Annotated in this window: 20 protein-coding genes; 2 read left to right on the forward strand and 18 right to left on the reverse strand. The window is 56.4% G+C overall.

The features are described 5' to 3' along the window. Position 1: 1 nt before the first annotated feature. Both ACR0LY_RS05920 and ACR0LY_RS05925 read right to left on the reverse strand, forming a co-directional pair. Entirely contained in the window at positions 2-1,537 is a 1,536-nt protein-coding gene (locus ACR0LY_RS05920; protein ID WP_170348223.1) for a trimethylamine methyltransferase family protein, read from the reverse strand. Further along, positions 1,534-2,886 (reverse strand): MmgE/PrpD family protein, encoded by a 1,353-nt coding sequence (locus ACR0LY_RS05925; protein ID WP_170348222.1) that lies wholly within the window; start codon positions 2,884-2,886, stop codon positions 1,534-1,536. The genes ACR0LY_RS05920 and ACR0LY_RS05925 overlap by 4 nt, the downstream gene beginning before the upstream one ends. Positions 2,887-3,133: 247 nt before the next feature. Here ACR0LY_RS05925 and ACR0LY_RS05930 point away from each other — a divergent pair, with 247 nt between their 5' ends. Beyond that, positions 3,134-4,012 carry a LysR substrate-binding domain-containing protein gene (locus tag ACR0LY_RS05930; protein WP_170348221.1) on the forward strand — a complete coding sequence of 293 codons (879 nt, stop codon included), beginning with the start codon at positions 3,134-3,136 and terminating at the stop codon, positions 4,010-4,012. Positions 4,013-4,025: 13 nt separating this feature from the next. Here the strand turns inward: ACR0LY_RS05930 and ACR0LY_RS05935 are convergent, their stop codons facing one another. From ACR0LY_RS05935 to ACR0LY_RS05960, 6 genes are all read right to left on the reverse strand, one after another. Then, a complete protein-coding gene (locus ACR0LY_RS05935) occupies positions 4,026-5,042 on the reverse strand; it encodes a D-cysteine desulfhydrase family protein (RefSeq protein WP_170349370.1) in 1,017 nt (338 codons plus the stop codon). A 10-nt stretch (positions 5,043-5,052) separates the two neighbouring features. Then, positions 5,053-5,832, reverse strand: coding sequence for a TSUP family transporter (locus tag ACR0LY_RS05940; protein ID WP_480640632.1), 780 nt, complete (start codon positions 5,830-5,832; stop codon positions 5,053-5,055). Positions 5,833-5,898: 66 nt separating this feature from the next. Next, entirely contained in the window at positions 5,899-6,639 is a 741-nt protein-coding gene (locus tag ACR0LY_RS05945; RefSeq protein WP_170348219.1) for an aspartate/glutamate racemase family protein, read from the reverse strand. A gap of 37 nt (positions 6,640-6,676) precedes the next feature. After that, positions 6,677-7,915: an NAD(P)/FAD-dependent oxidoreductase gene (locus tag ACR0LY_RS05950; protein ID WP_170348218.1), complete on the reverse strand. Its 1,239-nt coding sequence runs from the start codon at positions 7,913-7,915 to the stop codon at positions 6,677-6,679. Between the two features lie 4 nt (positions 7,916-7,919). Further along, positions 7,920-10,133 carry a TRAP transporter permease gene (locus ACR0LY_RS05955; RefSeq protein WP_170348217.1) on the reverse strand — a complete coding sequence of 738 codons (2,214 nt, stop codon included), beginning with the start codon at positions 10,131-10,133 and terminating at the stop codon, positions 7,920-7,922. A gap of 81 nt (positions 10,134-10,214) precedes the next feature. Beyond that, on the reverse strand, positions 10,215-11,222 hold the full coding sequence (locus ACR0LY_RS05960) for a TAXI family TRAP transporter solute-binding subunit (RefSeq protein ID WP_170348216.1): 1,008 nt from the start codon (positions 11,220-11,222) through the stop codon (positions 10,215-10,217). A gap of 127 nt (positions 11,223-11,349) precedes the next feature. On the opposite strand from ACR0LY_RS05960, the gene ACR0LY_RS05965 reads away from it, so the two are divergent. Further along, the gene (locus tag ACR0LY_RS05965) at positions 11,350-12,318 is read left to right on the forward strand and encodes a LysR family transcriptional regulator (protein ID WP_170348215.1); all 969 of its coding nucleotides are present in this window, start codon (positions 11,350-11,352) and stop codon (positions 12,316-12,318) included. Between the two features lie 110 nt (positions 12,319-12,428). On the opposite strand, the gene ACR0LY_RS05970 is transcribed toward ACR0LY_RS05965, so the two are convergent. From ACR0LY_RS05970 to ACR0LY_RS06015, 10 genes are all read right to left on the reverse strand, one after another. Further along, positions 12,429-13,184 (reverse strand): ABC transporter ATP-binding protein, encoded by a 756-nt coding sequence (locus tag ACR0LY_RS05970; protein ID WP_170348214.1) that lies wholly within the window; start codon positions 13,182-13,184, stop codon positions 12,429-12,431. A 9-nt stretch (positions 13,185-13,193) separates the two neighbouring features. After that, positions 13,194-13,949 (reverse strand): ABC transporter ATP-binding protein, encoded by a 756-nt coding sequence (locus ACR0LY_RS05975; RefSeq protein ID WP_170348213.1) that lies wholly within the window; start codon positions 13,947-13,949, stop codon positions 13,194-13,196. 10 nt (positions 13,950-13,959) lie between these two features. Next, on the reverse strand, positions 13,960-15,165 hold the full coding sequence (locus tag ACR0LY_RS05980) for a branched-chain amino acid ABC transporter permease (protein ID WP_170348212.1): 1,206 nt from the start codon (positions 15,163-15,165) through the stop codon (positions 13,960-13,962). A gap of 4 nt (positions 15,166-15,169) precedes the next feature. Next, the gene (locus ACR0LY_RS05985; protein ID WP_170348211.1) at positions 15,170-16,201 is read right to left on the reverse strand and encodes a branched-chain amino acid ABC transporter permease; all 1,032 of its coding nucleotides are present in this window, start codon (positions 16,199-16,201) and stop codon (positions 15,170-15,172) included. 112 nt (positions 16,202-16,313) lie between these two features. Then, the gene (locus ACR0LY_RS05990; RefSeq protein ID WP_170348210.1) at positions 16,314-17,660 is read right to left on the reverse strand and encodes a substrate-binding protein; all 1,347 of its coding nucleotides are present in this window, start codon (positions 17,658-17,660) and stop codon (positions 16,314-16,316) included. A gap of 512 nt (positions 17,661-18,172) precedes the next feature. Beyond that, complete coding sequence (locus ACR0LY_RS05995; RefSeq protein ID WP_170348209.1) at positions 18,173-18,547, reverse strand: nuclear transport factor 2 family protein; 375 nt, start codon at positions 18,545-18,547, stop codon at positions 18,173-18,175. Next, positions 18,544-19,440, reverse strand: coding sequence for an alpha/beta hydrolase (locus tag ACR0LY_RS06000; protein ID WP_170348208.1), 897 nt, complete (start codon positions 19,438-19,440; stop codon positions 18,544-18,546). The genes ACR0LY_RS05995 and ACR0LY_RS06000 overlap by 4 nt, the downstream gene beginning before the upstream one ends. Then, positions 19,437-19,922 carry a flavin reductase family protein gene (locus ACR0LY_RS06005; RefSeq protein ID WP_170348207.1) on the reverse strand — a complete coding sequence of 162 codons (486 nt, stop codon included), beginning with the start codon at positions 19,920-19,922 and terminating at the stop codon, positions 19,437-19,439. Before ACR0LY_RS06005 ends, ACR0LY_RS06000 begins: the two co-directional genes overlap by 4 nt. Beyond that, positions 19,919-20,596 carry a glutathione S-transferase family protein gene (locus tag ACR0LY_RS06010; RefSeq protein ID WP_170348206.1) on the reverse strand — a complete coding sequence of 226 codons (678 nt, stop codon included), beginning with the start codon at positions 20,594-20,596 and terminating at the stop codon, positions 19,919-19,921. Before ACR0LY_RS06010 ends, ACR0LY_RS06005 begins: the two co-directional genes overlap by 4 nt. Beyond that, positions 20,589-21,779, reverse strand: a complete 1,191-nt coding sequence (locus tag ACR0LY_RS06015) for an LLM class flavin-dependent oxidoreductase (RefSeq protein WP_170348205.1) — start codon at positions 21,777-21,779, stop codon at positions 20,589-20,591. Before ACR0LY_RS06015 ends, ACR0LY_RS06010 begins: the two co-directional genes overlap by 8 nt. Positions 21,780-21,872: the final 93 nt, after the last annotated feature.

Consider the following 21,872-nt stretch of genomic DNA (forward strand, 5'->3'; position numbering starts at 1 on the left):
CTCATGGAAAATATCTGCCAATCTCGGGAAACCGCTGCGCGATGTCGGTTGCTGTTTTTACGCCGAACACGGGCGTTGGATCGCCGGCAAGAATCGCGTCGGTCCGGACGCGTGCAGTATCGATCAGACTGGGTGATCCTGCATCGGACCACGCCTGTGGTGTCGTCCGATCCGCAAGTGCGGGATAGTAATAGTCGCTTTGCATGCGGCCCAGGGTTTGACTCGCGCCCAGAAAATGCCCCGGACCGTTCAGGCACATGTCGCGGATCACATCGAAGGCGAGCGCATCCTCGGTGATCTCAAACCCGCGTGTCGCACGCATCACCGATCCAATCAGGTCGTTATCCAGGACAAAACTTTCCTTGCTCGCCGCCAGAAGCGAGCCGTACATGCCAGCGGCTTCGTAAATCAGATTGGCCCCCGCCAACGCGCTGAGCAATTCGGTGATGCCCTTTTCATACCCTGCCTGAAAGTCTGGCAGCTTGCTGTCCGTCATCCCCGCGCTCACCGCACAGGGAATGCCATAATATTGCGCCATCTGCGCACAGGCCGCCATCAGCACGCCCTGCTCGGCACTGCCACCGGACATCGCGCCGGTGCGTAGGTCGCTGACAAAGGGCAAGGCACCAAATAACGCCGGGTGCCCGGGATTCAGCAGGTTCAGATAGACCAACCCGGCCAGAACTTCGGCTGTTTGCTGAGCAACGGCGCCCGCCAAAGGCGCGGGGCTTGTCGCACCCGCCTGCCCTGCCGACACCAGTTTTAACGGTGTCCCGGTCTCGGCTGCGCATTCGATTATTCCCAGTGCTTCGGCAGCAAAAGTCAGGGGCGGCACGATAAAACACGTGGAAACACAGCAGAACGGCCTTGCCCGCCAAGCCGCTTCGCCGCCCGCAATCATATGGAACATCTCAATCGCCGCACGCATTGTTTCGGCAGAACTGAAGGACGTTCCGATTGGCTTGGCGGTACCCGCTGCGCAGGCGAAGGCCGTGCTCATCTCCATTGCATGCGTGTCAGGAATATCCCGGGCGACCACGGTGCGCTGAAACATGTGAATGTTGGGCAGCGCTTCGGCCAACCGCGCCATGTCGTGCAGGTCCTTCAGCGTGCTGTCGCGCACCTCACCTGTCGCGCTGTCGACGATATGGACCGCCGCGCCCGAGGTACCAAGGTGGATGCGCGTACCGCTTGGATCAAGGTCGTATTCCGGCCGTTGACCGTACAACGTGAAACCCCGGCCAACCGTTGTTAACACTTGCTCCACCAACTTGGACGGAAACAAAAGCCGACCAGCATCCGAAACCAATCCCCCGGCAGCAACGACGGTGTCGACACAGCGGGGCGTCGCGTTGGCCATGCCAATCTCGGCCAGAATGCGAAGTGTGGTTTTGTGGATGGCCGCAATCCCCTCAGTTGAGATTGGGCGATATCGCCCACCTTCGATGCCCGGCCAGATCGCGGTGGTTGGGCCAGTTCCCGCCCCACCCTTTCGCTGAGCTTTGCGGGCGGCCCGTCCTGATCTTACGCGGCTCATGCGTATTCTCCCTGACGGCAGAACAACGAGGACACGGCAGGTAGCTCGGGCCAGATCCGCAACTTTTCGACCCAGCTTTCGGGCACTGGCCCGGTATTGGCCGCAAACTTCTCCCAAAGCTGTGATTGTGACATCGGCGACTGCGGCGCACCTGTGGGAAAGCTGCAGCTTTCCTCGATGATCTGCCCATCTTGGAACGTCACCACAAGCCGGTCTGGGTCCTTGGCCGAATAGTTTTGACCGGACTGATTGGGCGCAAAAGCATGCACGCGAGACTTGCCAATCAGGCGTTCAATCATCGGCTTCTTCCACGCCTGCTGCGTGAGATCGGCATGCGTCAAATTACCATTTACCAACCCCATGGCCGCTACAAATGGCAGGCTGAACAGAGCCTCTGGGATGGACCTGGGTTGCACGAATGGCAGCACGGCGGCGTGAAAATCGGGCACATAAAGGTCAATCGCGGTGATCTTCGTCGGATCAATCCGGCCATAAACGCGACGTGCGCAGGTCATGATCCGATGGGTATACCCGCAGCTTGGCCAGGGTTTCAGAACCAGCCCGTATTCGGCCAGAGCGTATCCCGTTCCCAGTTTGCCCAGCGCCGCCTGCAACCGATCAGGCACAAGCCCGCCCATCAAAACCGCCTGCCCCCGCTCATGATCCAGCACATGTGCTTGACCGGTGACACCGGCGCGAGCCAAACAGGCGGCCTCGACCCCTGCTCGTGCAGCGAACCCCGCCTGAACCGGCTTGGCATTAGAGCCGAACTGACAGGTATATCCACCAATCGCACTGATTGAGAGAGACATCGCATGGGTCGTTTCCGATGCGTCCAGCCCCATCAATCGCGCGCAAGCTGCAGCAGCGGCCGGAGCCCCAAAAGTCGCGGTAGAATGCCAGCCAGCGTCGTAATGTTCGAAATTCAACGCCTCACCCAGACGTGCGATGACTTCGAACCCCGCCAGATAGGCTTGCGCCAGATCACGACCCGTTGCCCTGGACCCCATGACGGCAAGCATCGCGGGAAATAAAACAACGGTCGGGTGCGTGTTGCCGGGCAGTTCCCAATCGTCAAAGTCCAGCGCGTGTCCCGCAACTGCATTCAGAAACGCGGCATGCGGGCGCGAGGTTGTCATTTTGGCACCCAACACCTCAGTTCTGCCTTCCACTGACATAGCTTGCACCGCTGCGCGTGTTTTGCAGGCCACTTCGGTTCTTACACCTGCCAGAATGCAGCCCAGCGTATCGATCACCCCATCGCGCAGCACGGCCAGGGTATCCGGGTCGGGCATAAGCGGATCGTCGACCACAAAGCGGGCCAACCGACAAAGGGCGGGTCGGGTCATGGCACACCTTTGTTTAACAGGATGACACCCGTGGTTTTCATTCAGAAAAACCTTCATCCGGCGTCTGGCACGGCGGATCCAATGCTTCGGCCTGCATCCGTGATTGCGGATCACTATGAACTGCTATCTGCACTTTCATGACGCACCTCATTCTTGGAATGCTGTTATTCTTCAAGAATGCTAATTCTGCTTGTTTTTTCCGGGAAGATCGAAAAACCTTATACTCGACATTCCATTGAGGAATGATATGGCCGCGCCAAATTGGAAACTACTTACTGCTTTTGAGGCAGCTGCACGACACCGCAGCTTTACGCGTGCCGCGCAAGAACTGAATGTTCAGCAACCGGCGATCAGCCGCCGCGTTGCCGCGCTTGAAACGGAACTTGGCGTCAGACTGTTAAATCGGACCCGCCCCAACGTCTCATTAACACGCGAAGGCGAAGTTCTGTTCCGCGCCGTTGCCAGCAGCATTCTACAGGTTAGCAGCGCGGCAGAACAGATTTGCCGCCGTCCGGACAAAGATGTTGTCACCGTCAACACCACCATCGGCTTCGCCAGCTGTTACTTGATGAAGCGCCTGCCCGCCTTTCGTACCGCGCATCCCGAAATCTCGGTCGAGTTGATTTCCCGGGACCAAAACAACGCATATGGGCCTGATGCCGACATCATCATTGCGTTTGACCAACCGGACAGGTTGCCGGGGGTCAGGCACCGCCTGATCTTTCAGGAAACCATGGTTGCAGTGGCGCATCCTGAAGTCGCGAACACCATCCTTGACACCCCGGCGGCCCTGGCGCAAAGCCCGCTTCTCCATCTTACAATGGGCAATCACACCGACGACTGGAATACGTTCTTCGCAGATACTGGCCTTACACCGCCCCCGCCAGTGTCCGAGCGGAAATTCACTAGCTTCATGGTCTACCTGCAGGCTGCTTTGAACGGGGATGGTGTGATCCTGGGATGGCAAACACTGTTGCAGGACCATTTTGACCTTGGACAATTGACGCCGGTGACGTCACGGCGCCTAAATACTGAACGGGGGTACTTCGTGTGCCTGACAGAGCGCGCGCAACGCAATGCGGCTGCTTTGAAAATTATGGATTGGCTTGCAGACGCCACCCCATAAGCAGCAAGCCGTCTTACTGCAGGCTGCCCAACAACTCGCTTTGGTAACCAAACAGCGCAGGCAATCCTCCGGTATGCAGCATGACAACCTTCTGTCCTTGTTGGATTTTCCCTGTTTCAACCAAATGCAACAACCCCGCAAAGGTCTTTGCGGTATAAACGGGATCAAGGAATATTCCTTCTGTCCGGGCCATCTTTTGCAATGCGGCTTGTGTCATGGCGCTCAACTTGCCGTAGCCCGGGGGCAAGGCCTCGTCCATAACCTCAATTCTGTCTTTCAGAGGGTCCGCTTCGATGCCCAGCAAATCTGCTAGCTTTTGCAGGACAGTTTCCATGCGCGCATGCTGTTGGGTTTTGCCGCGACGCACGCAGACACCGAAGACCGGCGCGGACACCTCTGACAGCGCGACGCCGGTTAGCAAGCCACCATGTGTCGCCCCACTGCCCGACGGCACGACAACCGCATCAAAATCACGCATCTGCTGGCACAGTTCCTGACCCGCTGCGACATACCCCAAAGCACCCAACGGAGGGTGATGTAGCCCCAGATGAATGACGTAAGGCTTGCGCCCCTGTGCCTTTAACTCATCCGCGCGCGCATGCAGGGCTGCATCTGCGCCGGCTTCGTCCTCACCCAGAGGATAGCTCATGTGTTCCGCGCCGAGTATTTTGGCCAACAGAACATTCCCCGAGGTGTAATAGTCGGGGGCCATGTCTGGCACACGCTCTTCCAGTTGCAGGACCGACTGCATGCCCAACCGTGCAGCTGCTGCGGCGGCGGAACGCACATAGTTGGATTGGACCGCACCTGTGATCAGAACAGTATCAGCGCCTTGCTGTATGGCGTCACCGAAATAGAATTCGAGCTGCCGTGTCTTGTTTCCCCCAAAACCAAGCCCCGTCAGGTCATCGCGTTTCAGCCACAGATCAATGCCCAGTTCGTTGGACATTTTGTTCAGGCGCTCCAGCGGCGTTGGGCCGGACATAAGCTTAGCGCGTGGGAATTGGGCCAGTATATCAGTGCGTGTCATCATTTGCCCCTCAGAGATAAGCCATCGCATAGGCACGTTGAAAGAGAACACAGCAGGCAATCAGCGAAACCAGCCGAATTGCAGCAGTGATAAGTGGTTGCGGCAAGTACGGGCCGATGGCGCGGCCGATCAGGCTACCGACCAAAGTAACCGAAGCGAACGCCCATAACTGCGGCCCGAACGGGTTTGTCTGCACCGAAGACAAACTATGCAGCAAAAACGCGGTGCCATAGGCGACCAGAGCAATGGGTTGGACCAGCTTCGCGACTTCCTTGGCCTGATGACCTTTCGCAATCAGACCGAACACCATCAGGGGCCCGGGCGTCGCTGCCCAAACGGTTGCAAGCCCGGATAACCCTGACACGGCTGAGAAACCCGCCGTACCAATGGCGCGGTGAAACGGGATAAGGGTTGTAATCAACCCGATCAGTAGCAAGCAGGCCGTCAGGGTCAGAACGAACACGTCGCTTAGAAACGGGTAGATTGCCAGGCCAGCGATCACACCGACAAGGCAACCGGCAATGCCGATGAGGGTTGTCTTTCGTTCGATCGCAAGGATGCGCCGGTCAGTGGCGACCACGGACACAATGGTGTTCAACAGCAATAAAACGGGCACGGCTGTCGATGTACCCAACATGATCATCATTGGCGGGCCTGCAATGATGCTGAACCCGATCCCTACCCCGACCTGAAGTACTGCGCCTAAGCAGATGGCGACCATCAGGATGGATAGTTCGACAGACACTTCCACACCCCCTTGGTCATTGTCACCCCTTGCAAGGATTGGCATATCCGCAATTGCGGACCGGGGTCCATGCCTTTCCGATATGGCACGAAGCGCCTGGCCTGCAGATTTTTACGTCCAGGGCATGATCCCGGAATACGCGCTGCGCGTGGCAACGGAATGCGCCATCTGAGCCAATGTCGTCAGATCAAATACTGGCAGCTGAAATTCTTGCTGAATCCGCGCGGCGTAGGGCGGCAGATCGGTGCATTCCAGAACGATGGACCGGATGTCAGGCGACTGCCGCTTCAGGTTGCGCACTGCATCCATCAATTCGGCCTCGATCAGATCGGTGTCCATACGGGTTCTTGTGTTGCGCAGGATCACTTCGGCGAATTCACTGGTGTGCTCCAACCCTTGTACGACCACGGGAATACCAGCCGCTCCGACGCCTTCGAAATGCCGGTCCGTCAGTGCCGATGCATCTGCGGTCACCACGCCCACCGGCGCCTTGGCTCCGGTCATGTGAAAGGCCAGAGGCACCTGGATCAGGCTGGACGCAAATACAGGAACAGACACTGCTGCTGCCAGTTCCTTCTGAAACAGGGCGAGAAAACCACAGCTGCCGGTAATGGCTCGTACGCCTTCAGCTTCTAGCCTCTGCGCACCTTTGATGAATGGGTCAAGCAGCTCGGGTGTGGGGTTGTTCAGCAGGGTCGGGACAGTAACGCCGTCGATCATTTCATAAAGGACCGGAAACGGCAGGCTGGACGGATTCTTGATATGCCCCGGAGGTTTGGGGAAATAGCTCTCAAGACAAAGAACGCCTATTGAGGCCCCACAGATATTCTGACCGCCTTCATAAATCGGCATGGTATTCAAATCCTTTCAAGGTGAGTGTGCCGCAGGTTCAAAACCGGGTCGGTGAAAATGGCGCCAGATCGACGTTGGGCTTGCGTCCCGACACAAGATCGGCAACCAGTTCGCCGGTTTTAGGGGCCATCATCAGGCCATAATGGGAATGCCCGAACGCCGTAAAAAGCCCGGCCTGCCCGTCAAGTTGCCCAATCGCAGGAAGGCTGTCTGGGAATGAAGGCCGCCGACCCATCCAGAACTGTGCCTGGCTGGTATCAAGATCCGGCACCATCGCCTTGGCTTGCTCTGTCAGAATTTTTTCTTTGCGCGGATCGGCCGGTGCGTCGACCTTTGCAAACTCGGCCGTTCCGGCAACCCTAAGCCCATCGACCATCGAGCTGGCAACGACCTTTGCATCCACATCCATGACCGAATTGTTCAGGCTGGCAGCAGGGTTCTGAAACTGAACATGGTATCCCCGCTCAGCGACAAGCGGAACGGTTAGACCCAGCGGTTTCAAAAATTCAGCAGACCATACGCCAGCCGCCAGAATAATGTTGCGCGCGAGCAGCGTTTCTTGCGGTGTGGACAGATGCCATCCGCCACCTTGGACAAAGGTCAGTCCAGTGACCTCGGTCTTTACGATCTCTGCCCCCTGCGTGCGGGCTTTTTCCGCCAGAACCGCGCCAACGCGCCCCGGCGAGGTTAAACGGGCCTGACCTTTGATCAGCACCGCCGCTTTGAATTCGGACGTCAGCGCAGGTTCAAGACGCAGTAGTTCGTGCCCGTCAACACGCTCAAGATCACCACCTTTTTCCTGACGGATAAGATAGTCGAGACCTTCCAAATCAGCCTGTTCGGGACGACGGAACGCATGAACATAGTAGCTGTCGGTAATCAGATCTTCGCAGCCAGTGCCTTGCAGGTGCCGACGGTACAGGTCAATTGACGGGCGACACAAAAGATCCATCGCATCCGACACTTCGCGAACGGTCTTTTCGCCGGAATTGCCCAAAAAACGTAAACCCCAGGGGATCATCTTTGGCCAGAAATTGGGCCGCACCGAAAGCGCGCTTTTCGGATCCAAAAGCATTTGGGGAAGCTTCTTCCAGATCCCCGGCATCGCCTGCGGGATAATCGACCAGGGCGACACCACACCCGCATTCCCGAACGAGGTTTCCTGACCCGGCTCGCCCCTATCGACAAGCCGGACCGGAATGCCACGCTCTTGCAGCGACAAGGCGCAGCAGATGCCGACGATGCCGGCACCGATAATGGTGACTTGTTCTGTCATTTCATCAGGCCGCCGAATGACTGCGATTGCGGGCGATCAACTGCGTGATGATGACTGGCGAAGCCACGGCCAGCGCGACCAGATCGGCAGTCAGGGTCGGCGCCACGAAAATGACCCCGGCGACCGCCATCAGGATACGCGACACCATGTTCAACGGGCTCAGCCAGTATCCCACGACGGCTGCGGACAGGGCGATAACCCCGGCGATACAGCTTGATGCCGTATAGGTGAATTCCCACAGGTCAAACCCGGTCGAAGACACAAACAGAAGAACCGGCGCATAGACAAAAGCCATCGGTGCAATCACCTTGCCCAACCCGAGCGTAAAGGCAGATAGCCCGGTACGGAACGGGTTCGAGTTCGCAATGGCCGCTGCCGCATAGGCCGAGGTACAGACTGGCGGCGTGATTTCCGAGACCACCCCATAGTACAGCACAAACAGGTGGCTAGCGATCGGCGGGACACCAAGCTGCGCCAGCGCAGGCTGGGCGACGGACACCAGCATGATGTACAGCGCCGTGGTGGGGATACCCGCGCCCATCAGGATGCAGACGATGGCGATGAAGACCAGCGAGATGAACAGTTGCAGGTCTTCCATCGCAAACAGTTGGAAGCTGCCAAACGAGATCATGTTGTACAGATCCGACGCCAGATTGCCTGCGCCCTGCGTCACCATAAACCCGATGCGGAACCCGATGCCGGTAGTGTTGATCACTCCGACCACGATGCCCACTGCTGCAGCAGCCGCACCCACGGCCAGCGAATATTTCACGCCCAACTCGACCGCCTGCAGCATCTCCGGCACTTCGATCCGTTTTTGCGGGTTGAGCGTTGCGACAACCGAAAGTCCGCACAGAATGGCCGTCATGGTCAGATCAAATCCGCCATCCGAGAATTTCCAAAGGACAAAGGCCAGGAAGGCGGCTGCGTAGATCAAAGTCGGAGGTTGCTTGATCCGCGACATGCCCGCAATCACCGCCAGCGAGATACCACAGAAAGCTGACATGAACGGCGTGTAACCGGTGAACAGAACCACCAGCAAACCGATCAGAGGCACAATATTAGCCCAGCCTTCGGCCCAGACAGCCTTGAGCTGCGGCAACTGCTCTTTGGCCAGACCCTGCAGGTTCAGTTTACGCGCCATCAGATGCACAACGGCGAAGACGCCGACATAGTGCAGGATCGCTGGGAAGATCGCCGCAATCACGATGGTGGTGTACGGAACCTCAAGGAACTCGGCCATGATAAACGCCGCAGCGCCCATGATCGGCGGTGTAATTTGACCACCAGCCGAAGACGCGGCCTCGACCCCGCCTGCAAAATGGCCGGGGTATCCTAGGCGCTTCATGTTTGGGATAGTCAGCGCGCCGGTTGATACGGTGTTGGCCACCGAAGAACCCGAGATCGTGCCGAAGAAGGCCGAGGATACCACCGACACTTTTGCCGGACCGCCAGTATAGCGGCCCGCCAAAATCGTGGCGTTATCGATGAAAAGCTGTCCCAGACCTGTGCGCTGTGCGATCACGCCGAACAGGACAAAGTGGAACACGATGGTTGAGACAACCCACAGAGTGACGCCATAAATACCCTCTTGCGGGAAATACATCGACGACACGAAAGTTTTGAAGTTCACACCGGGATGTTGCAGCAGACCGGGGAAATACGGCCCCAGCAGCGCGTATGAAATGAATACACAGATGATCAGCGGCAGAACCCAACCCAGCGTGCGGCGCGCGATGTCCAGCACCAGCAGAATGATGACGACGCCCAGGAACACGTCATAGCCGTTTGGGTTGCCCATTCGGAACGTCTGCTCCTCGATCCCCAGAAAGGGAATGCCACGCCAGGCGAAGCCGACGTACAGCGCGGCAATGATACCCAGCGCCATGAAGACCAGATCGTAAAGGGGGATGTTGCCGATGCGGAACCGGCTGACTTTGAGCGCATACAGGCTTTGCGACCCGATAATCGGAATGGTCGCGTAAACCAGAATGAACAGCAGGGCCAGATAGATACCCATATGCCAGTGGTCGGCAGGCAGGCCGAACCCGGCAGTAAAGAATTCGTAAAACGCAAAGATCAGGGCAACAACGCGCAGGACCTTACCGGTGGTTGGTGTGACCTGACGAACAGCGGCGCCTTCGTCGAACTGTTCTTCGATGGCCGCAAGTTCCTCGGCCGTCAGTTCGTGGTCATCAAGTTTCTGGGTCTCGGTCATGATGGCCCCCTGATTTCGCATAATTCAAGTGTGCGGTGCCCCGAAATGGGGCACCGGACGATAGGTTACGGTGGGATTTGATTACTGAAGAAGCCCGGCTTCTTTATAGAACTTCTCGGCACCCGGATGCAGCGGAACGCCCAGCGCTTCGACGCCGTCCAGCGCGGTATCTGGCGTGATCTGCTTGCCTTTGGCATGGCCATTGTCCAGCAGCTTGCGTGTGTTGTCGTTCCACATCGCCTTGGTCAGTTGATAGACCAGATCATCCGACAGGTCCGAGGACACAACCAGCATCGCGCTGACCGCGGGGGTCTTGGTTTCGCCATCGATACCTTCATAAACACCACCCGGAATGGCCGAGGGGATATAGGCCGGAATGATCTCGTTGATCTTGGCCAGATCTTCGTCACTGAAGGAATGCAGGTTCATACCCTTGGTCGAGGAAAGCTGCACCATCGCGGCAACCGGCCAGCCTGCGGCATAGAAGTAGGCGTCCAGCTGACCATCGGCCAAACGCTCGGCGCTTTGGCTGTTGTTCAGTTCGGCTTCGTCCATGTTGTCACGGTTAACACCCCAGGCGTCCAGCATCTGCAGCACGGCAACCTGCGTGCCGGAGCCAGCCTGCGCGATACCGACACGCTTGCCTTCCAGATCACCCAGATCGTTGATCGTCGATCCGGCGGGCAGCACCAGGTGCAGGTCTTCGGGGAACAGATTGGCGACAATGCGCAGCTTGGGGTGCGGTTTGCCCTCGAACTTGCCCTCACCCAGATACATCGAGCGGGTGACATCCGCCGCCGCAAGGCCAGCTTCCAACTCACCGTTCTGAACAGCCGCGTTGTTGAACACCGACGCGGTGGTCGATTGTGCAATCGCGATCAGACCAGGAACACCGCACTGGCCGCCTTCTTCACAGGGGCGGGAACCCGGAGGGGCCGAGATACCGTTTGCGATGGTGCCGCCGATGGGGAAGTAGGTTCCGCCAGCACCGCCGGTGCCGATGCGGAAAAAGGTCGGGTCCTGCGCCAACGCCGGTGCGGCCAGCGCGCCAGCCAAAGCCAGTCCAGTCAAGCATTTCACTAGTTTCATTGTCATCTCCCAAGTTGGAACGTCGGATTCGGTTCGCCCGACTTCGATCCTGCAAGCGTAAAGGCAATTCTCATAAATACAAATTTGTTATATTTCACAAAATTAAATTTTAACTTATACATTGAGCATGAACCTCACCCAACTCACCGTTTTTCGCGAGGTGATGGAGTCCGGCTCCATCTCTCAGACTGCCAAGAAATTGCATCGGACGCAGCCTGCTATCAGCCTTGCCCTCAAGAACCTCGAAAAATCTTTGGGCCTGACATTGTTTGAACGCAAAGGACGTCGGCTGGTTCCGGTCCCCGAGGCGCATTACCTTCTGGCCGAGACCGCAGGCATTCTGGATCGCCTGTCAACGATCTCAAACACCATGGAGGGTTTGATCAAAGGGCATTCCGGCAGCCTGAATATCGCAACGATGCCGGGCCCTTCGGCCTTTTTGTTCCCGCGGTTCATCAGTCAGTCGGTGGGTGAAAACCCGGACATTCAAATCACGTTGTCCTCGCGGAGTTCTCCGCAAATTATGGAACTTGCGGGAACGCAGAATATCGATTTCGGCTTTGCTGATTTCGAGCATTCAGCCGGGCGAAAAGCACAATATTCGGTCGAACTGATTCAGGCAGACTGTTTCTGCGCGATAGATTGCGATCATCCGCTTGCGTCCCAGGACAGCATTACGATTTCCGATTTGGACGGAACGCCGATGGGCGGGCTATACGCAACCCATCCGTTTCAGCGCAAAGTCCGGCGAGAGTTTCAGGACATATCCGCCAATTATAACCCGACCGTGACCTGTCAGTATTTCCTACCGCTCATTCCGTTTGTAAGTTCGGGCCAGTGCTGCACGATAGTTGATCCGCTGACCGTCGCAACGGAACGTGAGATGAACCTGTCCAACGACAAGGTTGTGTTCGTGCCTTTGGACAATCCGCTCAGGTATGAATATGCGATCCTTGAACCCGCTCACCGCCCGCCGTCTCAGTTGGCCTTAAAGATCAAGGCTGGTTGGAAAGCCGAAGTTCTAAAAATGCTCGAGGAAGTGAAGGCCAACCCCCACACAGAATGGGTTGGTGACGTGCGTGGCCAGCAGGTTTGACTGTCTTTGAAAGACGGGCAATGGTTTATCCGAAACCGCCCAAATCAGCGAATTTCAAGCACCTGAAAAGCCTAATATCTTTAGACTTTTCATGCGGCTAAACAGGATACTTATATCGCCAGATACTCTTCCCGAAGATTGGTATCTTCCAGCACCTCGTTCGCAGTCCCGTCAAACACAATGCTCCCGGTATCCAGAATAATCGCCCGGTCTGCCAGTTCCAAAGCACGAACGGCGTTCTGTTCGACGATGATCGTGGTCATGCCCTGTTGCTTGACATGAATAAGCGTTTTTTCGATCTCGTCGACGATGACAGGGGCCAAACCTTCATAAGGCTCATCCAAAAGCAAGACCTTGATGTCTCTGGCCAGTGCTCTGGCGATTGACAGCATCTGTTGTTCGCCGCCGGACAACGTAATTCCCTCTTGTTTGCGGCGCTCGCCCAAGCGCGGGAACAACTCGTATAACCTTTCCAACGACCATCCAATCGGCGGCGCGATTTGCGCAAGCTGCAGGTTTTCTTCGACAGTTAGGCCCGGAATAATTCGCCTATCTTCCGGGACAAGACCAAGACCCGCAGCAGCCGCTTCGTAGCTTGTCATATTGTGCAGCGGTTGGTGATCCAGCCAGATTTCGCCATGCCTTACTTCCGGCTCTCCGACCCTTGCGATGGAACGGAGCGTCGAGGTCTTGCCAGCGCCGTTTCGCCCAAGAAGAGCTAGAATCTCACCTTCATGTACATTGAAGCTGACGCCCTGAACTATGTAGCTTTCTCCGTAGTATGAATGCATATCCCACACCGAAAGAAACGCAGGTGCGGTACTGGCCCTGTTCGCGTTTTTCGAAAAGTCAGGTTTCTCGTTCATAGCTTTTCCTTACGCTGCTTCGCCCAAATAGGCCTCTCGGACCTTTGGGTTGCCACGAATGTTTTCAGGCGTGTCTTCAACCAGGGGTGTGCCTTGCGCCAAAACCGTGATGCGTTCGGCCAGGCTGAAGACCACGTGCATGTCATGTTCAATGATCGCGATGGTGATGTCGCGCTCGTCCTTGATTTGCTTCAGCAGATCAATGGTATTGTTGGTATCAGCCCGCGCCATGCCCGCCGTGGGTTCGTCCAACAGCAGCAAGCGCGGGTTCTGACTGAGGCACATGCCGATCTCTAGCCGCCGCTTGTCACCACGAGACAGCGAAGCGGCGTGCATTTCGCGTTTGTCAGCCATGTTCATCTCTTCCAGCATCGCCTCGGCCTGTTCCACAACCGCCTTTTCATTGGCGATGGTCTCATAGGCATGCATCCGAAAAGCCCCATCCCGCATTGCGAAGATCGGGATCAACATGTTTTCCATCACCGTCAGCTCGCCAAATATCTCGGGCGTCTGAAACACGCGGCTGATGCCCATCTGGTTAATCTGGAACGGCTCCAACCCAAGTACCGAATTGTTGTTGAACAAAACGGACCCGGTGTCCGGCATCAGCTTGCCCACCAAACAATTCAACAGCGTCGACTTACCTGCACCGTTGGGACCGATGATGGCGTGGACCGAGTTCTCTTCGACATTGAGGTTTACATCCGTCAGCGCCTTGAGACCACCGAAGCGCTTGCTGACATCTTTGACTCTTAGAATTGCCATGGTTCGCCCCCTACTCGGCCGGTTCTGTTTTGCCCGACGTTGCATCGTCGGTATTAGATTTCTTGCGCTTAAAGCGGTTGAGCAATCGTTGGCCACCTTCGACAAGACCGCCTGGCAGATAGATGACGACCAGCATGAACAGGATGCCCAGCGTCAAATGCCAACCTTTACCGATGAACGGATGGATCACGAAGACAACCGCATCCTCCAGCCCATCAGGCAGGAATGCGAACCAGCTGTGCAGGACGTTATCGTTGATTTTCGAGAAGATGTTCTCAAAATACTTGATAAATCCAGCACCCAGAACCGGACCGATCAGTGTTCCGGTGCCGCCAAGGATAGTCATCAGGACCACCTCTCCCGAGGCTGTCCATTGCATCCGTTCAGCACCAGCCAGCGGGTCCATCGCGGCCATCAGACCACCGGCCAGACCGGCATACATGCCCGAGATTACAAAGGCCGCCAGCGTGTAAGGCTTCGAGTTCAAACCCGTGTAATTCATCCGCTGTTGGTTTGATTTCACCGCCCGCAACATCATGCCAAAGGGCGACCGGAAGATGCGGATAGACAGGTAGAACACCACCATCAGAACAACCGCGCACAGGTAATAGCCCGCGTTGAAATCAAAGCTCCATGCGCCCACGTCCATTGTGTAGGTCGCACGCATCGGTAAGCCGAACAGGTGCGGCAGGTCCGGCGCATTGGCGCCCTGCAGGATCTGCGGATCATCTGCATAGACTTGCAGGCCGGTTTCCCCGTTCGTCAGGTTAAACTTGGGGTTCGATAGCACCGAATAAGCCAGCGCAAAACTCATCTGCGCGAAGGCCAGTGTCAGGATTGAAAAGTAAATTCCTGACCGGCGCAGGCTGACAAAGCCGATCAGCAGCGAAAACAATCCGGCGACGACCACACTTAGCGCAATGGCCGGAAGGATGTTGTAGCTGAGTAGCTTGAACATCCAAACGGCGGAATAAGACCCCACCCCCAGAAAGGCCGCGTGACCGAAAGACAGGTATCCCGTCAAGCCGAACAGGATGTTGAAGCCGATGGCGAAGATGCCGAAGATCACGAAACGCTGCATCAGATCCGGATACCCAGCATTGAATTGCGCCATAGCGCTGCCTTCAGGGAATGGGTTCAGGATGAAGGGGGCCAGCAATGTCAGGATCGCAACGATGATCAGCAGGCCGGTGTCTTTTTTGTTTAGTCCCAACATGGGCTTATTCCTCCATCACGCCCTTGCGGCCCATTAGACCGCGTGGACGCGTCAGCAGCACGATGATGGCGACAAGGTAGATGATGATCTGATTGATGCCCGGGATCGTAGTGGTTGCCCAGGTTGTCGAGGCAAAGCTCTCCAAAATACCCAGCAAGAACCCGGCCAGCACCGCGCCTGGCAATGAACCCATGCCGCCCACAACGACCACTACAAAGCTGAGAACCAGAAAGTCCATGCCCATATGGTAATTTGGCGGATTAAGCGGGCCGTACATCACCCCGGCAAGGCCGGCCACGGCAGCGGCGATGCCGAACATGATGGTGAACCGGCGGTCGATGTTGATACCCAGCAGACCGACAGTTTCGCGATCCGCCATCCCGGCACGCACGACCATACCAAACGTAGTGAATTGCAGGAATGAGAACACCGCACCGATGATGCCCACCGCAAATCCGAAATAGACCAAACGCCAGATCGGATAGATGATCGCGTTGGGGTCGAACCCAACCATGATGCCCAAATCGACCGACCCGCTCAGCGCATCTGGCGGCGGGGTCTGGATCGGATTTGCGCCGAAGAAATATTTGACAATTTCCTGCAGCACGATGGCCAGTCCAAAGGTCACAAGGATCTGATCCGCATGAGGGCGCTTGTAGAAATGCTTGATCAGCCCACGCTCCATTACATAGCCAACCAGCAACATGATGGGGATCGCAAAAAGGATCGCCAGCGGAACGGACCAGTCGATGATGGTGGCTCCGACCTCGGGGCCGAACCAGGCCTCGACATAAGGCGTTTCAACTTTCAGCGGGTTGCCCAGAAAGTCCTTCTGGGATTCGTCAACCGTTTCGAAACTCAGGTTCAGAAGCTTCTGTAAGGTCACCGCGCAGAACGCTCCGATCATGAACAGCGCCCCGTGGGCAAAGTTCACAACACCCAGCGTTCCGAAAATCAGCGTCAGGCCCAGCGCGATCAGCGCATAGGCCGAGCCCTTGTCCAGCCCGTTGAGAATTTGCAGTAGGATGGCGTCCATCGGCCCCACCTCAAGATTGGTCAGTGTAATTGAGTGGTCGTGACCGGGTTTTAGCGCCCGGCCACAAGGGGTCTGGCCGCCGAGACCGGCGGTCAGACATCAGCCAAAGGCCTTAAGCGCCCGGGTTGCACTTACCCAGTTCACCACCGGCGAACATCGGGTGTTCCGGATCGTATTCGACCTGCGCACGCGGCGTGATCTCGACGATTTCCAGCGTGTCGTACTCGTTGGTCGGGTTCTCGTTGCCCCGCACGACCAACACGTCCTTGAAACACTGGTGATCCGCACCGCGATACCAAGTCGGACCATTGCCCAGCCCGTCGAACTCAAAGTCTTCCAGAGCTTCGACAATACCGCATGGATTGAAGGTTCCTGCCCGCTCACACGCATCCGCATAAAGCAGAACTTGCGCATAGCAGGTCTGGGCCGAGTTGGACGGAGGTTTGCCGTACTTCTCGCCAAAGGATTTCACGAAGGCTTTGGTGCCCTCATCCTGCAGCTGCCAGTTCCAGTTCATCGATCCAAGGACACCCTTGATGTTTTCACCCGCACCAGCGGCCATCAACTCGGAATACAGCGGCACGACGATCTTGAAGTCCTTGCCATTGGCGACCTTGTCCAGCAGGCCGAATTGAATTGCGTTGGTCAGCGAATTCACCATGTTCCCGCCGTAATGGTTCAGAACTAGAACATCCGCGCCCGAGTTCAGAACCGGGGCGATATAGGACGAAAAGTCCGTTGACGCGAGTGGTGTCTTAACCGTGTTGACCGTTTCCCATCCCAAGGCTTCGGTCGAGGCAACGATCGACTCTTCCTGGGTCCAACCCCAGTTATAGTCGGCCGTTAGGTGATACGCGCGACGTTCCTTGCCCATCTCAGCTGCCAACACCGGTGCAAGCGCTGCACCCGACATATAGGCGTTGAAGAAATGACGGAACCCGTTGGCTTTTTTATCCTTGCCCGTGGTGTCGTTCGCGTGGGTCAGACCCGCCATAAAGATCACGCCGGCCTCTTGGCACAGGCCCTGAACCGCGACAGCCACGCCTGAAGACGAGCCACCGTTGATCATGATCGCGCCGTCTTTTTCAATCATCGATTTGGCAGAGGCACGCGCGGCGTCCGATTTGGTCTGCGTGTCACCCGTAACAAATTCGACTTTCTTGCCAAGGATGCCGTTCCCCTGAAGCGCCTTGGATGTGAAGGTATTAAGGCAACCCCCGTCCCCTTCGCCGTTCAGATGTTCGACGGCCAGTTGCTGAGCAAGCAGTTCGTCATTGCCTTCTTCGGCGTAAGGTCCGGTTTGCGGAACATTGAAACCCAAAGTGACAGATGCCCCTGTCGGTTCGTTGGTGAAAGCAGCAGCCGACGAAGCCGTAAAGATTGTAGGCAGGGCCAGACCGGTACCTGCAACGGCACCAGACTTCAGCACGCCGCGGCGTGTGACAGATTTGTTGGTCATTCATTCCTCCCATTTTCGTTCTTTCGCCCTCTGGCTCCTCTTCCAGCGGACAAAAGCGCACTTTTGTGCATCTCAATAATGGAAAGCGGAATGAAAATTCCTCAATAAATTCCTATTTTTGAAACATAATTTTGTAAAAAAATTCACGAATAATAATATTTTTTGTAAATAATATGGTGCGCCACCATTTAGCATTGCCGATTTTCATATGCTTAGGTGTGAATTTCAATGGCAACAATTTTCGGCCTTCACCACCCGATAGATCCGCAATCTTACATCTCGGCTGAACGTCCAAACCGGCCTCGCCCTAAGATTGCATTCAGTGGACACATGACGTTCAAAGATCGGGATTTCAACACCTGAATTTCTACGCCAGAAGCGCTTAGCCCCAATCTGGAAATGAAACCTGGCTTTAGAAGTCACAGCCGCTCGGGCCAGCAACCCCAGCGGCACCAAACTGGGAAAGGTTCGGTAAAACGACTGCGTGTCTGGCTGCGTCCGAGACTGTCGGATCAGCTTGTGCGTTGCTTGTAATACGTGTCTTTGTGAACGATCAGCCCATCGCGGTAGGTCAAGATGTCGACGCTTAGAAACTCTTCCTTGGTGCCATCCTTGTGCGTGGCCGTGCGGCGATATTCACAACAGGCTTTGTTTCCAGAAATGGTGCAGTCAAGTGTTTCCCAATGCACGTTCGCAACCTTTTCAAACAGGGTTGAAAAGGCGTTGCGAATGGCCTCGGCACCTTCCAGACGTATGCCATGTTCTTCGGGGCCAACGGCATGGTCAAATGTCGCGTCGTCTGCAAAATGCTTCATCACAGCGTCAATGTCGTTCGCGTTAAAAGCGTCGCCGACCGAGTCGACAAGGTCACGGGTCAAAGCGGTCATGATTGCAGTCCTTTTCCTTGAAGCATGTCGCAAGTTTGTTTGAAGAAGGGGCTTGCCGGGTCGACAAGCACATTCAGTTCGTCAAAGTGATCCACGCCCGGCACGAAATAGAGACCCACCTTGCGATCTGCTGTTTCGTATTTTTCGACATACATGCGTGCCTGTCGGTGGAATTCCTCGGTTTCCGCACCGCCGACCACAACCAGTTGAGGCGCATTGGTGACCGGGGGGTGGTTGGTCATCGGGCTTTCAGCCTCGGCTTCTGTTGGATCCATGCGGATGCCCGCATTCAGCGCTTCGGTCAGACGGACCGGTTCGAGATAGCTGAGCGGTGACACCGGGATACCGGATTTTATCAAGTCCGCGGGAAGATCATCACCAAACGCAGGCCAATCAGTCGCCATCATCATCTGGGTGATATGTCCGCCAGCGGAATGACCCATCACGGTGATGCGGTCTGGATTGATGCCCAGATCGCGCGCGTTGCGCCAGATATAGGCCATGGCCTCACGCGCTTCTTCTGAAATACGCGTAATGGTCACGGATGGGCAAAGATCGTAGCCAACGACGACAACATTGAACCCCGCGGCAACAAAGGGTGGCGCTATGAAACTGTAAATCGATTTGTCACCACGCTGCCAATAGCCGCCGTGGAAATAGACCAATGTCGGCGCAGCCGCGCCCAAGCAGCGGAAGACATCCAACCTTTGCTTCTCGCCTTCCCCATAGCGGAGGTCCAGGCTGCAATCGCAGGTGGCGCGCGCTGTCTCGCTATCGCTGCTCCAACCGGGAATGACGGTCACTTCATAGTCCGGTCGCCCTGCCCTTAGATTATATTGAGCGTCGAATTCATCAGGGCCGAAGCGTGTGTGAAAGGTCAGATGATCGCTCATGATGAAGCCTCGGGTTGGGGCGCGGAGAAGAACGCGCCGCGGCAAAAGACAAGGGGCGGAGCGGGCGCGTGGGCGTAGTTGATGACGCGGCCCAAGAGGATCTCGTGATCGTCTGCGTCGACCCTGCTGTGAACCGTACACTCCAATTGCGTCGAGGCACCGGGGATCAAGGGGGTCGCGGTTCCGGGGATCCAATCGGTGTCGGTAAATCGGTTTTCGACATCGCTTGCAAAGTGCATAGCAAGGTCTTTCTGCTCGGCCGACAGGATATTGACCGCAAAATGATCCGATTGCGACAGCGTTGGGAAGACCCGGCCTGACTTTGCAACACAGACCGAGATCACCGGCGGCTGCAATGAGACCGAAGTGAATGAGTTGGCGGTCAGGCCCCACGGTTCTCTGTCCGCGTTATAGGTGGCTACAATGGTAACACCCGTCGGAAAGGCGCCAAGTGCGCGGCGATATTCTCGGACGTCCATCATAGCACCCCTTCGCTGGCACAGGCTTTTTCCAAGGCAGCCCATTCATCGGGGTTGGTCCCGAACGGGCGCATGACGTGATCCTGATAGGCGGGGCGTTCCGCCAGTCGCTGATACCAGGCCTCGACATTCTGCAAGGACGGGCGGTCGACCTCGACGTTAAAATAACGATAGGCCACACATCCCAAGGGAATATCCGCCATGGTGAAGCTGTCGCCGCAGACATAGGTGCGCTCCGCAAGGTGCCGGTCCAGAAGGGTCAGGGCCTCGTGCGCCTCATCGCGCAGCTTGGCGATCTTTTCAGGGTCACGCTTGCCCGGTTGCGTGCGCACCGTTGCGAAGAACAGATAGATCACCGGCCCAAAGGCGCGGCTTGCCGACCACTCCATCCATTGATCCGCAATCGCGCGGGTCTGAATATCGGACGGGCTCAGCGTTCCTGCCCCGTATCGATCACAGAGGTAGCGTACGATGGCAAGGCTTTCCCACAGCGCAAAATCCCCGTCGCGGATCGCCGGGATCATCTTGTTGGGATTGATCTGCGCATACATCTCGGTGTCGAGCTTGCCAAAGCTGCCCCCGGCAAGTTGCAGCGCGTAGTCCAACCCCAGTTCATTCGCTGTCCAGATCACCGGAATGACGTTCGACGAATAGGGTCGCCCCCAAATCTCAAGCATGTTCCAGCATCCTTTTTTGCGCGATGGACTGCGTGCCGAACCTGGGAACGACATGCTCAAACAGACGATGCCAGCTGGCCAGAATTTTCTCGTAAGGAACGCCGGTATATTGCTGCATCAGCATGAGGTGATCGAGGCCGATGGTTTCCTGCCGTTCTGCAAAACGATCCGCAACATATTCGGCATCTCCCACCACAATGATCCCGCGTTTATTGAGGAAATCAAACCAGTCCATGTCCTCATCTTCGGGGGTCATCTCTTCGCCGACATCCAGATAGCCGTGCTTGGTCCATTCCCCCTTGGGGCGCGACCCGCCGAGAAATTCGTAATAGGCATTGATCGGACCACGGATTGTGTTCACCGCTTCTTCCATGCTTTCACCGACATAAAACGCTGTGCAGACACCAACGCCCTCGCCAAGACTTACCTCGCGCCCTTCGCGTTGCGACAGGGCCTGGCGGTAGGGCTCCCAACAGGCCAGCGTCACCTTGGGGCCAGCCGCCATCGAGATCACGCCCCAACCGCGTTCCCCGGCCAGTTTGAATGTGGGCGGTGCATTTGACATCAGCCAGACCGGAGGGTGAGGGTTGGAATAGGGGCGCGGATGCACATACATCGCTTTGTATTCGCCATCTTTATCGTGATAACGCGGATCCAGAGGGTCAAAGAACCGGTTGCTCTCTTTCCAGCCGGGAACAGGGAATTGATAGAACTCACCATGATGGGTGAACGCTTCGTTGGTCCAGGCTTTCAGGATAATCTCAAGGCTCTCCTGATACAGCCGCATAACCTTGGCATTGTCGCGCCGGTCCGCATCTTTATTGAACTGGAGGGTCGAGCGTTCATTGATGCCCTTGGCGACGCCGAAATCAAAACGGCCCAGCGTCATATTATCCAGCATCGCGGCATCTTCAGCCACGCGCAAAGGATGCCAGTCAGGCAAAATGATGGGCGCTGTTCCAACCCGCAGCGTCTTGCAATGCGCGGCAACGTGGGTCCCCATCTGGATCGGGTTGGGCGGCGCATTCATGTAACCGTTATGGGCAAAATGATGCTCGGTGAACCATGCGGTCGTGAACCCTGCCTGCTCGGCCAGCGAACACTGTTCGAGGATCATCTCCAGCGTGCGCGTCCATGGAATCGTCTCACCGGGGCTAAAATTGGCAATCAAATCAAAGCGCATAACTTTCTCCCAGCCGATGGAAAATCAGTTGATTTTTCCCCTTCTTTTCAACTAAGTTGATTTGAGCTCGAAAAGTCAACTAAAATCATTTAT

Source organism: Ruegeria sp. BC5 (assembly GCF_056539205.1).